This is a genomic window from Burkholderia pyrrocinia (assembly GCF_003330765.1).
Classification (GTDB): domain Bacteria; phylum Pseudomonadota; class Gammaproteobacteria; order Burkholderiales; family Burkholderiaceae; genus Burkholderia; species Burkholderia pyrrocinia_B.
Genome location: NZ_CP024903.1, coordinates 333,745 through 348,945, shown reverse-complemented (window position 1 = coordinate 348,945; position 15,201 = coordinate 333,745). Strand labels below are relative to the sequence as shown.

General features: G+C 67.4%; 13 protein-coding genes. 7 read left to right on the top strand and 6 right to left on the bottom strand.

Features of this window, described 5'->3' with window-relative positions; all coding sequences use genetic code 11:
* Window positions 1-150: 150 nt before the first annotated feature.
* Window positions 151-1,224 carry an alkene reductase gene (locus CUJ89_RS19110; RefSeq protein WP_114179066.1) on the top strand — a complete coding sequence of 358 codons (1,074 nt, stop codon included), beginning with the start codon at window positions 151-153 and terminating at the stop codon, window positions 1,222-1,224.
* A gap of 260 nt (window positions 1,225-1,484) precedes the next feature.
* Here the strand turns inward: CUJ89_RS19110 and CUJ89_RS19105 are convergent, their stop codons facing one another.
* From CUJ89_RS19105 to CUJ89_RS19080, 6 genes are all read right to left on the bottom strand, one after another.
* Window positions 1,485-1,925, bottom strand: a complete 441-nt coding sequence (locus CUJ89_RS19105; RefSeq protein ID WP_114179065.1) for a dihydroneopterin aldolase — start codon at window positions 1,923-1,925, stop codon at window positions 1,485-1,487.
* On the bottom strand, window positions 1,922-2,554 hold the full coding sequence (locus tag CUJ89_RS19100; RefSeq protein ID WP_114179064.1) for a sarcosine oxidase subunit gamma: 633 nt from the start codon (window positions 2,552-2,554) through the stop codon (window positions 1,922-1,924). Before CUJ89_RS19100 ends, CUJ89_RS19105 begins: the two co-directional genes overlap by 4 nt.
* Window positions 2,544-5,555 (bottom strand): sarcosine oxidase subunit alpha family protein, encoded by a 3,012-nt coding sequence (locus CUJ89_RS19095; protein ID WP_114179063.1) that lies wholly within the window; start codon window positions 5,553-5,555, stop codon window positions 2,544-2,546. Before CUJ89_RS19095 ends, CUJ89_RS19100 begins: the two co-directional genes overlap by 11 nt.
* A complete protein-coding gene (locus CUJ89_RS19090) occupies window positions 5,552-5,851 on the bottom strand; it encodes a sarcosine oxidase subunit delta (protein WP_114179062.1) in 300 nt (99 codons plus the stop codon). Before CUJ89_RS19090 ends, CUJ89_RS19095 begins: the two co-directional genes overlap by 4 nt.
* Before the next feature lie 78 nt (window positions 5,852-5,929).
* Entirely contained in the window at window positions 5,930-7,174 is a 1,245-nt protein-coding gene (locus tag CUJ89_RS19085) for a sarcosine oxidase subunit beta family protein (protein WP_006480591.1), read from the bottom strand.
* Between the two features lie 16 nt (window positions 7,175-7,190).
* Window positions 7,191-8,576 carry an L-serine ammonia-lyase gene (locus CUJ89_RS19080; RefSeq protein ID WP_114179061.1) on the bottom strand — a complete coding sequence of 462 codons (1,386 nt, stop codon included), beginning with the start codon at window positions 8,574-8,576 and terminating at the stop codon, window positions 7,191-7,193.
* Window positions 8,577-8,860: 284 nt separating this feature from the next.
* Here CUJ89_RS19080 and CUJ89_RS19075 point away from each other — a divergent pair, with 284 nt between their 5' ends.
* The 6 genes from CUJ89_RS19075 (at window position 8,861) to CUJ89_RS19050 (ending at window position 15,184) form a co-directional block, all read left to right on the top strand.
* Window positions 8,861-9,928: a GlxA family transcriptional regulator gene (locus CUJ89_RS19075; RefSeq protein ID WP_114179060.1), complete on the top strand. Its 1,068-nt coding sequence runs from the start codon at window positions 8,861-8,863 to the stop codon at window positions 9,926-9,928.
* A gap of 190 nt (window positions 9,929-10,118) precedes the next feature.
* Complete coding sequence (locus CUJ89_RS19070; protein WP_114179059.1) at window positions 10,119-10,823, top strand: FadR/GntR family transcriptional regulator; 705 nt, start codon at window positions 10,119-10,121, stop codon at window positions 10,821-10,823.
* Window positions 10,824-10,894: 71 nt separating this feature from the next.
* Complete coding sequence (gene ltnD / locus CUJ89_RS19065; RefSeq protein WP_114179058.1) at window positions 10,895-11,785, top strand: L-threonate dehydrogenase; 891 nt, start codon at window positions 10,895-10,897, stop codon at window positions 11,783-11,785.
* 19 nt (window positions 11,786-11,804) lie between these two features.
* Window positions 11,805-13,091 (top strand): 3-oxo-tetronate kinase, encoded by a 1,287-nt coding sequence (gene otnK, locus CUJ89_RS19060; RefSeq protein ID WP_114179057.1) that lies wholly within the window; start codon window positions 11,805-11,807, stop codon window positions 13,089-13,091.
* Window positions 13,091-13,729, top strand: coding sequence for an aldolase (locus CUJ89_RS19055; RefSeq protein ID WP_114181447.1), 639 nt, complete (start codon window positions 13,091-13,093; stop codon window positions 13,727-13,729). The genes otnK and CUJ89_RS19055 overlap by 1 nt, the downstream gene beginning before the upstream one ends.
* 129 nt (window positions 13,730-13,858) lie before the next feature.
* On the top strand, window positions 13,859-15,184 hold the full coding sequence (locus CUJ89_RS19050; RefSeq protein WP_114179056.1) for an MFS transporter: 1,326 nt from the start codon (window positions 13,859-13,861) through the stop codon (window positions 15,182-15,184).
* Window positions 15,185-15,201: the final 17 nt, after the last annotated feature.

Below are 15,201 nucleotides of genomic sequence, written 5' to 3'. Positions count from 1 at the left end.
GATCAATCTTATCCAAAATACCCTATTTATCTCGAAAAGGAAGCAATAGATGATGCAGGCGTGGAGGCGAGGTCGGCGCAACATGCGCGACCGTCGCCCGATGCGGCATCGCCCCGATGCCGCATCCCGAACTTCAAGGAGTCACGCATCATGGACGCACTGTTCACCCCGGCCCGTGTCGGCCGTTACACGCTGCAGAACCGCCTGGTCATGGCGCCGATGACGCGCAGCCGCGCCGCCTTCGACGGCACGCCCGGCGAACTGGCCGCCGAATACTATGCGCAGCGCGCGGGCCTCGGCCTGATCGTCACCGAAGGCACGCAACCGTCGGACGACGGGCAAGGCTACCTGACGACGCCCGGCATCTATACCGACGCGCACGTCGCCGGCTGGAAGGCGGTCAGCGACCGCGTGCACGCACGCGGCAGCCGCCTGTTCATCCAGCTGATGCACGCGGGGCGCATGTCGCACCCCGACAACACGCCGCATCATCGCCAGGGCGTCGCGCCGTCGGCGATCGCGCCGGGTACGGGAATGTTCACGATGAAGGGCATGCAGGACATCCCGGTGCCGCGTGCGCTGACGACCGCCGAAGTGCGCGACACCGTGAACGACTTCCGCTTCGCCGCGCGCCGCGCGATCGAGGCCGGCGCCGACGGCGTCGAGATCCACGGCGCGAACGCGTACCTGGTCCAGCAGTTCTTCGCGCCGAGCGCGAACACCCGCACCGACGAATACGGCGGGTCGATCAAAAACCGCGCGCGCTTCGCGATCGAGGTCGCCACGGCGATCGCCGACGAAATCGGCGCGGATCGCACGGCGATCCGCCTGTCGCCCGGCAACACGATGGGGGGGATCGACGAAGGTGCGGAAGGGCCGGACCTGTACCGTTATCTGGCCGAGCAACTCGACCCGCTCGGCCTCGCCTACGTGCACGTGATGCATCATGGCGACGAAGCGCTGCTGGCCGACCTGCGCACGCGCTGGAACGGCACGCTGATCCTGAACCGGCCGGGCCGCGCCCGCGACGCGATCGGCACGGACGTGACTGCGGGGCTGGCCGATCTCGAAGCCTACGGCCAGATGGTGCTCGCCAATCCGGATTTCGTGACGCGGTTGAAGACGGGTGCGCCGATGAACGATGTGCAACATGCGACGTTCTTCGGCGGCGATGCGCGCGGGTATGTCGACTATCCGGCGTTGGGTGGCGTGGCTGCGGCGTAACGCATTCGTGTGGACGCAATAGTCGCGACACGCCGGAACGGGTGTCGCGGCATCGGCCTGCGCGATGAAGGAGTATCGATCGGTTCAACAGGCACCGGCCACAGCAGCCGGTGCACCGCGAGTACGGCAAAAGCAAAACGACCTGTTGTTCCGATATTTCAGGAACAAAGCCGCCCGCCTCCGCCGCACGCCGATTGTTCTCATATTTCAGGAACAATGCTCGACGGCAAGCCCCGACACGGGCCCGCCGTCGAGCAGCATCAAAACTGCCCCGCTGCCCCCGTCCACCGCAAATAATCGCCGCGCGTCCAGTCGAGCGACACGCCGACGCGCTTCGTCCCCGGCCGGATCTTCGGCTTGTGCACCGACAGCGTCAGCGACTCCAGCGCCGGCCATTCGCGGAACGACAGCACCGCGATATCGGCGACGAGCGTCTCCAGCAGCCGCGTATGCGGCTTGTGCGACAGAAACGACGCGACGCGCGCGCAATAGCCGTCGTAATCGATCCACTCGCCCTGCTCGCTCGGCTCGCAGCGATACCCGAGCCGCGCGTCGATCACGATCGGCTGCGGCGCTTCATGCTCGTGCGGGTGAATGCCGATCCGCACGGGCACCTTCAGTTCGTCGACGAACACGCTCCAGCCGCGCCCGCGCAGGCGCGGCGCGTCGATCGCCACGAACGGTTCGTCGAACGGCTTCATGATGCGAGCGGCGCGGCTGCGTCGAGCATGATGCGCACGAAATAGTCGGCGAAGCTGCGGCGCAGGACGATCTCGAACGCATCGTCGCCGGTCGGGATCAGCACGATCGACGACTTGAAGTAGTGCGACTGCGCGCACTGGCCCGGCTTGAACGCACGCGGATGGAGATCGAGCGGGCAGCCGCGCGCGAGCACGTCGCGCACGCGTTCGCCGCTGATCTCGACGATCGTGTAGCCGCTGCCGACGTCGACGGCCGCCGCATACGAACCCTGCACGGCCTCCGCCAGCTTGGCCTCGAGCACACCGGCCGGCACGGGCCCGTTCGAGCGCACGAGCCACTCGTCGGGGCCGAGCCACAGCACGTCGTACTCGGCGCCGCGCACGATCGTGTTCGGCTCCGCGGGCGGCCGGCAGCCGACCACGCGCTCGAACGCGCTCACGAACGCCGGATCGCTCGACTCGCCGCGCACGTTGACGAGATCGAGGAACGGCCGCTCGCGCAGCGTGAACTTCTTCGATGCGCGCGCCTGGTGCGTCTTCAGCACGTCGGTCGCGCCGACGAACGGCGATTCAAGCGTCACGCCGCCCGCGCCCGCCACCTGCGTCTGGTTTCTGGTTTCATTCCACATGCTGGCGCACCCCTTCGGTATCGTAGAAAACCGGGCTCGAGATCTTCGCGGTGATGCGCTTGCCGTTGGCCAGCGGAATCACGACGCTCTCGCCCATCTTGTTCAGGCCGCCCTTCACCACCGCGAGCGCGATCGAGCGCTTCAGGATCGGGCTGTAGTAGCTCGACGTCACGTGGCCGATCATCGGCGTCGGATCGACCGCCGACACCTGCGTGTCCTTCGCGACGATCTGCGCGCCTTCCGGCAGCACGACCTGCTCGTCCTCGGTCAGCAGGCCGACGAACTGCTTGCGGCCTTCCTTCGCGGTGTCCGAGCGCGCCAGCGAGCGCTTGCCGAGGAAGTCCTTCGACTTCGCGATGAGCCCGCCCATCCCGAGGTCGTACGGCGTGACCGAGCCGTCGGTATCCTGGCCGACGATGATGTAGCCCTTCTCCGCGCGCAGCACGTGCATCGTCTCGGTGCCGTACGGCGTGATGTCGAACTCGGCGCCCGCGGCCATCAGCGCTTCCCACACCGCGCGCCCCGCATTCGCCGGCACGTTCACTTCGTAGGCCAGCTCGCCCGAGAAGCTGATCCGCATCACGCGCGCCTTCGCGCCCGCGACGGTGCCGTTCCGGTAGCTCATGAAAGGGAACGCTTCGTTGCCGAAGTCGATGTCCTGGCACACCTTCTGCACGACCTTGCGGCTCTTCGGGCCGACCACCGCGAACGTCGCCCAGTGATCGGTGACGGACGACAGCCGGACCTTCATGTCGGGCCATTCGGTCTGCAGCCAGCGTTCGAGCCACGTGAGCACGCGCGCCGCGCCGCCCGTCGTGGTCGTCATCATGAAATGCTGGTCGGCGAGGCGCACCGTCACGCCGTCGTCGAACACCATCCCGTTCTCGTCGAGCATCAGCCCGTAGCGGCACTTGCCGATCTCGAGCTTGTTCCACGGGTTCGTGTACATCCAGTTCAGCAGCTTCACCGCGTCGGGGCCCTGGATGTCGATCTTGCCGAGCGTCGATGCATCGAGGATGCCGACGCTGTTGCGCACTGCGAGGCATTCGCGCTTCACGGCCGCATGCAGGTCCTCGCCGTTCTTCGGGAAATACCACGGCCGCTTCCAGTTGCCGACGTCCTCGAACAGCGCGCCGTGCTCGACGTGCCACTCATGGACGCAGGTCTTGCGGATCGGGTCGAGGAAATCGCCGAGCTCGCGGCCTGCGATCGTGCCGAACGTCACGGGCGTGTAGTTCGGGCGGAACGTCGTGGTGCCCGTTTCCGGAATCGTCTTGCCGAGCGCCTGCGCGAGAATCGCCATCCCGTTGATATTGCCGAGCTTGCCCTGGTCGGTGCCGAAGCCCATCGCCGTATAGCGCTTCACGTGCTCGACCGACTCGAAGCCTTCGCGCGCGGCGAGCAGGATGTCGGCGGCCGACACGTCGTTCTGGAAATCGACGAACTGCTTCGGCCCACGCGCCGCGGCCTCGCGGCTGCCGACGAGCCACAGCGGCTGCAGTGCGCCTTCGACGGCTTCCGCGACCTGCGGCGCGACGGAGCGCTGCGCGGCCGTGAAGCCCGCTGCCTTCGCCGCTTCCGCACCCGCATCGACCGCGAGCCGCAGCGCGCGCGCCAGGCCGAATTCGCCGGCCGCCGCACCGATGCTCGCTTCCGCCTGCACGGGCTTGCCCGGCAGGAAGCACGCCTTTTCGTCGTTCCAGCAGGCCTTGCCGCCCGATTGCGCGAACAGGTGCAGCACCGGGCTGAAGCCGCCCGACATCGCGACGAGATCGCACGGCAGCGTCTGCAGCTTGCCGCCCACCTGGCCGTTCGTGCTGGACGCGACGTCGACCGACGATACGCGCCACTTGCCCGAAGCGACCGTCACGACCGCACCGCTCATTACCGTCACGCCCTGCCGCTTCGCGGCGGCCGGCAGCGCGCCGTTCGACGACGCGCGCGAATCGACGACCGTCACCTTCGCGCCGCACGCCTTCAGGTCGAGGGCAGTCTGGTACGCGCGGTCGTTGTTCGTGAACACGACCGCGTTGCGGCCCGGCAGCACGCCGAAGCGATGCACGTACGTGGACACGGCCGACGCCAGCATCACGCCCGGCAGGTCGTTGTTGCCGAACACGATCGGGCGCTCGTGCGCACCGGTCGCGAGGATCACGCGCTTCGCGCGGACCTTCCACAGCAGTTCGCGCGTGCCCTTGCGCATCGACACGGGCAAGTGATCGGTCAGGCGCTGCGTGACCGTCACGAGGTTGTGGTCCTGGTAGCCGAACGCGGTGCTGCGCGACAGGATCGTCACGTCGGGCAACTTGCGCAACTCGGCCTCGATTTTCTCGACCCACTGCAGCGCGGGCTTCGCGTCGAACTCGGCGCGGCACGACAGCAGGCTGCCGCCGAGCTCGCGCTGGTCGTCGACGAGGATCACGCGCGCGCCGGCCGTGGCCGCCGCGTGTGCCGCCGCGAGGCCCGACGGCCCACCGCCGACGACGAGCACGTCGCAGTGCGCGTAGCACTTGTCGTAGCGATCGGCGTCGAGCGCCTCGGGCGCCTTGCCGAGGCCGGCCGCCTCGCGGATCTTCTCTTCGTACTTCGGCCACATCTTGCGCGGCCACATGAAGGTCTTGTAGTAGAAGCCGGCCGGCAGGAAGCGCGAGAACTTCTGGTTGATCGCGTAGCGATCGTTCTCGAGCGTCGGCTCGGCGTTCACGCTCGTCGCGACGAGGCCCTGGTACAGCTCGATTTCGGTCGCGCGCGCGTTCGGCACGGTGTACGGGCCCGATTCGAGCTGCACGACGGCATTCGGTTCCGCGACGTCCGCCGTCACGATCCCGCGCGGACGGTGGTACTTGAAGCTGCGCGCGACGAAGTGCACGCCGTTCGCGAGCAGTGCGGACGCGAGCGTGTCGCCCTGGAAGCCCTGATACGTGCGGCCGTTGAACGTGAACGTCAACGGAATCGCGCGATTGATGCGGCCACCGGTGCCGAGACGGTCTTTCTGGCTCATTTGCTCGTGCCCTCTTCGTGTGCGTTGCCGGCGGCTGCGCCGCTGAACTTTTCGTAGCCCTTGATATCGTAGGTCACCGTGTCGCGCGTGGCCTTGAACCAGCGGCGGCAGCCCTGCGTGTGCAGCCATTGCTCCTTGTGCAGCCCGCGCTTGTTCTCGCGCATGAACACGTATTCGCCCCATTCGCGGTCGGTCATGTTCTCGTTGGCTACCGGGCGCACGATGTCGGCTTCGCCGCCGCATGAGAACTCGGATTCGGCGCGCGGCCCGCACCACGGACATTCGATCAGCAACATGTTTCTTTCTCCAGTGTGTCGACCAGAGTTGGCGCTTCAGCGCCTTACTCCGGTCCCATGCACTTCAGTGCGGGGGGGTCAGTGCGCGACGGCGGCAGCGCCGTGCTCGTCGATCAGGTGGCCCGTGTAGAAGCGGTCGAGCGCGAACGGCGCGTTCAGCGGATGCGGTTCGTCGCGGGCGATCGTGTGCGCGAACACCCAGCCCGAGCCGGGCGTCGCCTTGAAGCCGCCGGTGCCCCAGCCGCAGTTGAAATAGAGGCCCTTCACGTCGGTCTTGGTGATGATCGGGCACGCGTCCGGTGACACGTCGACGATGCCGCCCCACTGGCGGTTCATCCGCACGCGCGAGAACACCGGGAACATCTCGACGATCGCCTGCAGTGTGCTTTCGATGATGTGGAAGCTGCCGCGCTGGCCGAAACCCGTGTACTGGTCGATGCCCGCGCCGATCACGAGGTCGCCCTTGTCGGACTGGCTGATATACGCGTGCACCGCGTTCGACATGATCACCGAGTTGACGACCGGCTTGATCGGCTCGGATACCAGCGCCTGCAACGGGTGGCTTTCGATCGGCAGGCGTACGCCGGCCATGTCGGCGAGCGTCGTCGTGTTGCCGGCCGCGACCACCGCGACCTTCTTCGCCTTGATGAAGCCCTTCACCGTATCGACGCCGACCACCGCGCCGCCTTCGCGGCGAATGCCCGTCACCTGGCAGTTCTGGATGATGTCGACACCGGCGCGGTCCGCGCCGCGTGCGAAGCCCCAGGCCACCGCGTCGTGACGCGCGACGCCCGCACGGCGCTGGATCGATGCGCCGAGCACCGGGTAGCGGCTGTTCAGGTTGATCGTCGGCTCGATTTCCTTGATCTGCGCGGGCGTCAGGAATTCGGCATCGACGCCGTTCAGCCGGTTCGCGTTCACGCGGCGCTCGGTGTCACGCACGTCCTGCAGCGTGTGCGCGAGGTTCATCACGCCGCGCTGGCTGAACATCACGTTGTAGTTGAGGTCCTGCGACAGCCCTTCCCACAGCTTCATCGCCTTCTCGTACAGCGCGGCCGATTCGTCCCACAGATAGTTCGAGCGCACGATCGTCGTGTTGCGCGCGGTGTTGCCGCCGCCGATCCAGCCCTTCTCGAGGATCGCGACGTTCGTGATCCCGTGCTCCTTCGCGAGGTAGTACGCGGTCGCGAGGCCGTGGCCGCCGCCGCCGACGATCACGACGTCGTATTCCTTCTTCGGTTCCGGGCTCTTCCACTGCTTTTCCCAGTTCTCGTGATACGAGAGGCCGTTGCGGAACAGGCTGAATATCGAGTAGCGGCTCATGTTGATTGACCCTTCGTTAGCATTCGATGACGTTCACGGCAAGACCGCCGCGCGACGTTTCCTTGTATTTCGTCTTCATGTCGGCACCGGTCTCGCGCATCGTCTTGATCACGGAATCGAGCGACACGTAGTGCTGGCCGTTGCCCTTGAGCGCCATGCGCGACGCGTTCAGCGCCTTGATCGCGCCCATCGCGTTGCGCTCGATGCACGGGATCTGCACGAGCCCGCCTACGGGATCGCAGGTCATCCCGAGGTTGTGCTCCATGCCGATCTCGGCCGCGTTCTCGACCTGGTCGGGCGTGCCGCCCATCACGGCGGCGAGCGCCGCGGCGGCCATCGAGCACGCGACGCCCACTTCGCCCTGGCAACCGACTTCCGCACCGGAGATCGACGCGGTTTCCTTGTAGATGATCCCGATCGCCGCGGCCGTCAGCAGGAATTCGACGATGCCGGCTTCGTTCGAACCCGGCACGAATTTCACGTAGTAGTGCAGCACCGCGGGAATCACGCCGGCCGCGCCGTTGGTCGGCGCGGTGACGACGCGCCCGCCCGCCGCGTTCTCCTCGTTGACGGCCATCGCGTACAGGTTGACCCAGTCGAGCATCGACAGCGGGTCGCGCAGCGATTCCTCCGAGCGTGCACGCAGGCCCGCGTTCAGTTCAGCCGCGCGGCGCTTCACGCGCATCGGGCCCGGCAGGTCGCCCTCGACCTTGCAGCCGCGCTCGACGCACGCGGCCATCGTGCGCCAGATCGCGAGCAGCCCGACGCGCACCTCGTCGGCGGGGCGCAGCGCGGATTCGTTGCGCAGCATCAGCTCGGCGATCGACAGCCCGTGTTCGCGGCACTGCCGCATCAGGTCGTCGCCGGTGCGGAACGGATAGGGCACCTCGACCGCCGCGCGCACGCCGTTCACGCGATCGCCGTCGCGGTTCACGACGAAGCCGCCGCCGACCGAGTAATACTCTTTCTCGACGAGCAGCTGGCCGTGTTCGTCGAATGCCTGGAAGCGCATCCCGTTCGGGTGCACGATGCTCGTGCCGCTCATCAGCTTGCGATAGAAGCCGATGTGCTCCTTTTCCTCGAAGCGGACCGTCTGCTTGCCGAGCAGCGACAGCGACTTCTCCGCACGGATCGCGGCGAGCCGCGGCTCGATCAGGTCGGGATCGATCGTGTCGGGCAGGTGGCCCTCGAGGCCGAGCAGCACGGCCTTGTCCGTGCCGTGGCCCTTGCCGGTCGCGCCGAGCGAGCCGTACAGCTCGATCCGCACGCGGCGCACGAAGCCGAGCAGGTTCGCGTCCTCGACGTGCGACGCGAAGCGGCACGCGGCGATCATCGGGCCGACCGTATGCGAACTGGACGGGCCGATGCCGATCTTGAACAGGTCGAACGCGCTGACGTTCATTGGCTTCCTCTGGGTGGCATTACATTGAATGACGTTGGGCATCAGTACATCAAAGCGTAAAATTGGCCGATAGAACAAAAACGGCATCGGCGTGGGATACCGCCGCCAAGCACCGTGCCGGTGGGCCCGAAAGTGCGTTTTGGCGATGGTTCCCGACGGAAAACCACAAGTCCGGCCGGAGCCGATCGGCGACGCTGGCTTCATCCGCGCCGCCCCGGCAGCCGTACCCGCAAACAGAGTGAAACGAGTGAGACCGCCTGCCCGGCGTGACGAGATTGGCCGCGATGACACCCGACGTACCCGCTTCCCCCCTCGCAGAACCCGCGCCGCGGCGCATCCGCTTCGGCATCGTGCTGCTGCCGAACTTCACGCTGACGGCCTTCTCGGGTTTCGTCGACATGCTGCGGCTGTCGGCCGACGACGGCGACTACAGCAAGCCCGTGCGCTGCGCGTGGAGCGTGATCGGCGAAACCCTCGCACCGGTGCGCGCGAGTTGCGGGATCCAGATCACGCCGTGGGAGACGTTCGACGCGGCCGAGCCGTTCGACTATGTGGTCGTGGTCGGCGGGCTGCTGCATTCGGGCCCGCAGGCCGGGCCACAGACGCTCGACGTCATTCGCCGCGCGGCGGCCGGCGGCGCGACCGTCGTCGGAATCTGCACCGGCGTGTTCACGCTGATGCGCGCCGGCGTGCTCGACGGCTACCGCACCTGCGTGAGCTGGTTCCACTACTGGGATTTCATCGAACGCTTCCCGGCCGCCGATCCCGACCTGCTGATCGCCGACCGGCTGTTCGTGATCGATCGCCGCCGGATCACGTGTTCGGGCGGCCGCGCGTCGATCGACGTCGCCGCCGCGATCCTGCTGCGCCATTTCGACCATGCCACCGTGCAGAAGGCGCTGCGCATCCTGCTGGTCGGCGAGATGCAGAAAGGCAATGCGCCGCAGCCGCATCCGCCGGGCCTCGAGCCGGCGACGCACCCGAAGGTCAAGCGCGCGATTCTCCTGATGGAACAGCATGTCGGGCGCGCGCTGCCGCTCGAGGAGCTCGCGTGCAAGCTCGACATGTCGACGCGGCAGCTCGAACGGCTGTTCAAGGCCGAGACGGGCAAGAGCCCGCAGGCCTTCGCCAAACAGGTGCGGCTGCGCACCGCGGCGTGGCTGCTGACGAGCTCCGACCGGACAGTCGCCGATATCGCGTCGAGCTGCGGATTCGCCGATGCGTCGCACCTCGGGCGCGAGTTCCGCAAGCAGTTCGGCATGCCGCCAGCGACGTATCGCGAGCGCGGCGGCGAAGCGGTGGAAGCCGATGCGGCGATAGAGGCCGACCCCATCGAGGACATCGCCGACTGACGGCCACGGGCACCCGCTCCCCTTCCTGACCGACCGTAGAACGACACACGATCGCTTCGAGTTCAGCTCAATTGGAACCGGTTCCAGTTAAATTGACCGACGTTGCCCGCCGTTAACCGAGGGTTATTCCGGATGCTTGCCCATGCTCAAATTTGTATGATGACCACATCACCTTACAAACCAGAGCGCCATGTTCGAGAAAATTCCCGCCCGCGCGATGAGCGACCATGTCGCGCAGCAATTGCTCAAGCAGATCGAAGTCGGCAGCTTCTCGGCCAGCGGCAAGCTGCCGACGGAAGCCGTGCTCGCGCAGGAATTCGGCGTGAGCCGCACTGTGATCCGCGAGGCGATCTCGCGGCTGAAGAACGAAGGCGTGGTCGAGCCGCGCCAGGGCAGCGGCGTGTACGTGAACCAGCACGGCGCGATCCGGCCGCTGCGGATCGACTACGCGGAAGCGGTCGAGGCGAGCTCGCTGCCGCACCTGCTCGCGGTGCGCCGCGCGATCGAGGCTGAAGTCGCGGCCGAAGCCGCGCAGCGTCACACCGATGAAGACATGGCCGACATCGACGACGCGCTGCGCAAGATCGACGATGCGGTGGCCGTTGGGCGCGACGGCGTCGCGGAAGACGTCGCGTTCCACCGCACGATCGCGGCCGTCACCGGCAACCCGTATTTCCTGAAGACGCTGCAGTTCCTGAACCAGTACCTCGAAGCCGGCGTGAAGGTCACGCGTGGCAACGAAGCGACGCGCGACGATTTCTCGCGCCAGGTACGCGAGGAACACGCGGCGATCGCCGACGCGATCCGCGCGCGCGACCCGATGGCGGCCCGCAACGCGGCGCGCACGCACATGTACAACGCCGCCCGCCGTCTCGCGGAAGCCGGCATCTGCTGAAGCCGGCGGCATCTGTCAAACCAGGCGCCGCCGTTGTCCCGAACCTCCCCCCGAATCGATCAAGGTTGACCATGTCACGAAATATTGGAGTCATCGGCCTCGGCGCGATGGGCCTCGGCGTCGCCCGCTCGCTGCTGCGCGCCGGCTTGCGCGTGCACGCGTGCGACGTGCGCGAAAACGTGCTGGCCGCGTTCGCGGCCGAAGGCGGCATGGCCTGCGCGACGCCGGCCGAACTCGGCGCGCAATGCGACGTCGTCGTCACGCTCGTCGTCAATGCCGCGCAAACGGAAACGGTGCTGTTCGGCGAGCACGGCGCGGTCGCGGCGATGAAGCCGGGCGGCGTGGTGATCGCAAGCGCGACCGTCGCGCCCGAATTCGCGGTCGCGCTCGGCCAGCGCATCGAGGCCGCCGGCCTGCAGATGCTCGATGCGCCCGTGTCGGGCGGCGCCGCGCGCGCGGCATCCGGTGAAATGACGATGATGACGTCGGGCCCGGCCGCCGCGTACGCGGGCTGCGAGGACGTGCTCGCCGCGATCGCCGGCAAGGTCTATCGCCTCGGCGACGCGCACGGCATCGGCTCGAAGGTGAAGATCATCAACCAGTTGCTGGCCGGCGTGCACATCGCGGCAGCGGCCGAGGCCATGGCGCTGGGCCTGCGCGAAGGCGTCGATGCCGATGCGCTGTACGACGTGATCACGCACAGCGCCGGCAATTCGTGGATGTTCGAGAACCGCGTGCCGCACATCCTGAACGGCGACTACACGCCGCTGTCGGCCGTCGACATCTTCGTGAAGGATCTGGGCCTCGTGCTCGATACCGCACGCCGCAGCAAGTTCCCGCTGCCGCTGTCGGCCACCGCGCACCAGATGTTCATGAGCGCGTCGAGCGCCGGCCACGGCGGCGAAGACGATTCCGCCGTGATCAAGACCTTCCCCGGCATCACGCTGCCGCCCGCCCGCTGATTCGAACGACGTTCCTGCCATGACCGCTTCCGCTTCCCGTCCCCTGCTCGGCTGCATCGCCGACGATTTCACCGGCGCGACCGATCTCGCGAACATGCTCGTCAAGAGCGGCATGCGCACCGTGCAGACGATCGGCGTGCCCGCCGACGGCGCATCGCTCGACGCCGACGCGATCGTCGTCGCGCTGAAGTCGCGCACGATCCCCGCGGCCGACGCCGTCGCGCAATCGCTCGCCGCATACGAATGGCTGCGCGCGCAAGGCTGCCGCCAGTTTTTCTTCAAGTACTGCTCGACGTTCGACTCGACCGACGCGGGCAATATCGGGCCCGTGGCCGACGCGCTGCTCGATGCGGCCGGCGGCGGTTTCTCGATCGCGTGCCCGGCATTCCCGGAGAACGGCCGCACGATCTATCGCGGCCACCTGTTCGTCGGCGACGTGCTGCTGAACGAATCGGGGATGGAGAACCATCCGCTCACGCCGATGAAGGACGCGAACCTCGTGCGCGTGCTGCAGCGGCAGACGAAGTCGCCGGTCGGACTGATCCGCTACGACACGATCGCGCTGGGCGCGGCCGCCGTGCGCACGCGGATCGACCAGCTGCGCGCGGACGGCGCGCGCTTCGCGATCGCCGACGCGCTGTCGGACCGCGACCTCTACGTGCTCGGCGAAGCGTGCGCGGGCCTGCCGCTCGTCACCGGCGGCTCGGGCATCGCGCTCGGCCTGCCTGCGAATTTCCGCCGCGCGGAATTGCTGCCCGAGCGCGACAACGCGGCGTCGCTGCCGCGCATCGACGGGCTGTCGGCCGTGCTCGCCGGCAGCGCGTCGAAGGCTACCAACGCGCAGGTCGCCGCGTGGCGCGCCACGCGGCCGGGCTTCCGCATCGATCCGCTCGCGGCGGCACGCGGCGAGCCCGTCGTCGACCAGGCGCTCGCCTTCGCGCGCGCGCACCTGCCGCAGCCCGTGCTGATCTACGCGACCGCGACGCCCGACGAAGTGAAGGCCGTGCAGCAGGCGCTCGGCGTCGAGGCGGCCGGCCATCTCGTCGAAAACACGCTCGCGGCGATCGCGCGCGGCCTGCGCGAACTCGGTGTGCGCAAGTTCGTCGTCGCCGGCGGCGAAACGTCCGGCGCGGTCGTGCAGGCGCTCGACGTGAAGTCGCTGCAGATCGGCGCGCAGATCGATCCGGGCGTGCCGGCGACGGCCACCATCGACGCGCAGCCGCTCGGCCTCGCGCTGAAATCCGGCAACTTCGGCGCGACGGACTTTTTCGACAAGGCGCTGCGCGCGCTGGACGGAGCTGCATGATGCGCGACGAAGCGAAACTGCGTGAAGAGATCTGCGTCGTCGGCGCGAGCCTGTATGCGCGCGGCCATGCGGTCGGCAGCGCCGGCAACATCAGCGCACGCCTGCCCGACGGCTGGCTGATCACGCCGACCGATGCGTGCCTCGGCCGGCTCGACCCGAACGACATCGCAAAGGTGGGCGTCGACGGCCAGCCCGTATCGGGCGGCAAGCCGTCGAAGACGCTCGCGCTGCATCGCGGGATTTACGCGCGCAATGCCGAAGCGAATGGCGTCGTCCACACGCATTCGACGCACCTCGTCGCGCTGACGCTCGCGGGCGTGTGGCGTGATGCCGACGTGCTGCCACCGATCACGCCGTACTACGTGATGAAGGTCGGCCACATTCCGCTGATCCGCTATCGCCGCCCCGGCGACCCCGGCGTCGCGGCCGAAATCGCGGCGCTCGCCGACCAGGTGCGCGGCGTGCTGCTCGACCGCCTCGGCCCCGTGATGTGGGGGCCGTCGGTGTCGCACGCGTCGTATGCGCTCGAGGAGCTCGAGGAAACGGCACGGCTATGGCTGATGACGAACCCGAAACCCGAGCCGCTTTCCGACGCGGCGCTCGACGAGCTGCGCCAGACCTTCGGCGCGTGCTGGTAACGCCGCGCATCACGCACCGATTACGTACCGATTCCCAATGCCCGCCGTGTGCGCGGGCCCTTCCGTCAGCACACACACATGATCCGGCGGCGTACGCGCAGCCGGCACACACCATCCCTGGAGACGACGATGACTGCTCTCGACGCGGCCGCTGGCCGCTCGCCCGCCGCGCCCGCCCATTCGGTCGAACTGGACCGAACCTACAAGAAAGTGTTCTGGCGCATCGTGCCGTTCCTGATGCTCTGCTACGTGGTCGCGTATCTCGACCGCGTGAACGTCGGCTTCGCGAAGCTGCAGATGTCGCAGGATCTCGCGTTCAGCGAAACCGTGTTCGGGCTCGGCGCGGGCATCTTCTTCCTCGGCTATTTTCTGTTCGAACTGCCAAGCAACATGCTGATGCACCGCCTCGGCGCGCGCATCTGGATCGCGCGGATCATGATCACGTGGGGCCTGCTGTCCGCGCTGTTCGCGTTCGTGAAGACGCCGACGCAGTTCTACGTGCTGCGCTTCCTGCTCGGCCTCGCGGAAGCCGGTTTCTATCCCGGCGTGATCCTGTACCTCACGTACTGGTTCCCGTCGCACCGCCGCGCGAAGATCATCGCGGTGTTCATGTCCGCGATTCCGGTATCGGGCATCTTCGGCAACCCGCTGTCGGGCTGGATCATGGAACGCTTCCACGGCGGCTCGGGCTTCCACGGCTGGCAATGGATGTTCATGATCGAGGCCGTGCCGGCCGTGCTGGTCGGCATCGCGACGATCCTGTATCTCGACAACAGCATCCGCAGCGCGAAGTGGCTCGACGAGCGCGAGAAGCAACTGCTCGAGGACGAGATCGCCGCGCAGCCGCAGGAACAGCAGAAGCACGGCCATCCGCTGAAGGCCGTGTTCTCGGACCCGCGCATGTGGTGGATGTCGCTGATCTACTTCGCGTTCGTCACGGGCCAGTACGGCCTCACGTTCTGGATGCCGACGCTCGTGAAATCGACCGGCATCAGCGATACGTTCCAGATCGGCCTGCTGTCCGCGATCCCGTTCGTCGTCGCGATCGTCGTGATGAACCTGTTCGGCCACAGCGCGGACAAGCGCCGCGAACGCCGCTGGCACCTGATCGTGCCGGCGCTGATGGGCGCGGTCGGGTTTGCGGTCGCCGCGTCGTACTCGCACAATACGGTGGTGTCGATCGTGTTCCTGTCGCTCGCGGCGGGCGGCGTGCTGACCTGCGCCCCGCTGTTCTGGTCGCTGCCGACCGCGTTCCTCGCGGGCTCCGCGGCCGCTGCCGGGATCGCGATCATCAACTCGGTCGGCAACCTCGCCGGTTTCGCGAGCCCGTACGTGATCGGCTACCTGAAGGACGCCACGCACAGCACGTCGTCCGGCATGTACATGCTGGCGGCCATGCTCGTGATCGGCGCGATCGCCGTGTGGCTCACGCCCGCGAAACTCGTGAACCGCTGAGCCTGCCGCCATTCGAC

Excerpts from the sequence above, each read along its gene's own strand:
- CUJ89_RS19110 (WP_114179066.1), top strand. The coding sequence starts at position 151 with ATGGACGCACTGTTCACCCCGGCCCGTGTCGGCCGTTACACGCTGCAG.
- CUJ89_RS19105 (WP_114179065.1), bottom strand. The coding sequence starts at position 1,925 with ATGAAGCCGTTCGACGAACCGTTCGTGGCGATCGACGCGCCGCGCCTG.
- CUJ89_RS19100 (WP_114179064.1), bottom strand. The coding sequence starts at position 2,554 with ATGTGGAATGAAACCAGAAACCAGACGCAGGTGGCGGGCGCGGGCGGC.
- CUJ89_RS19095 (WP_114179063.1), bottom strand. The coding sequence starts at position 5,555 with ATGAGCCAGAAAGACCGTCTCGGCACCGGTGGCCGCATCAATCGCGCG.
- CUJ89_RS19090 (WP_114179062.1), bottom strand. The coding sequence starts at position 5,851 with ATGTTGCTGATCGAATGTCCGTGGTGCGGGCCGCGCGCCGAATCCGAG.
- CUJ89_RS19085 (WP_006480591.1), bottom strand. The coding sequence starts at position 7,174 with ATGAGCCGCTACTCGATATTCAGCCTGTTCCGCAACGGCCTCTCGTAT.
- CUJ89_RS19080 (WP_114179061.1), bottom strand. The coding sequence starts at position 8,576 with ATGAACGTCAGCGCGTTCGACCTGTTCAAGATCGGCATCGGCCCGTCC.
- CUJ89_RS19075 (WP_114179060.1), top strand. The coding sequence starts at position 8,861 with ATGACACCCGACGTACCCGCTTCCCCCCTCGCAGAACCCGCGCCGCGG.
- CUJ89_RS19070 (WP_114179059.1), top strand. The coding sequence starts at position 10,119 with ATGTTCGAGAAAATTCCCGCCCGCGCGATGAGCGACCATGTCGCGCAG.
- ltnD (WP_114179058.1), top strand. The coding sequence starts at position 10,895 with ATGTCACGAAATATTGGAGTCATCGGCCTCGGCGCGATGGGCCTCGGC.
- otnK (WP_114179057.1), top strand. The coding sequence starts at position 11,805 with ATGACCGCTTCCGCTTCCCGTCCCCTGCTCGGCTGCATCGCCGACGAT.
- CUJ89_RS19055 (WP_114181447.1), top strand. The coding sequence starts at position 13,091 with ATGCGCGACGAAGCGAAACTGCGTGAAGAGATCTGCGTCGTCGGCGCG.
- CUJ89_RS19050 (WP_114179056.1), top strand. The coding sequence starts at position 13,859 with ATGACTGCTCTCGACGCGGCCGCTGGCCGCTCGCCCGCCGCGCCCGCC.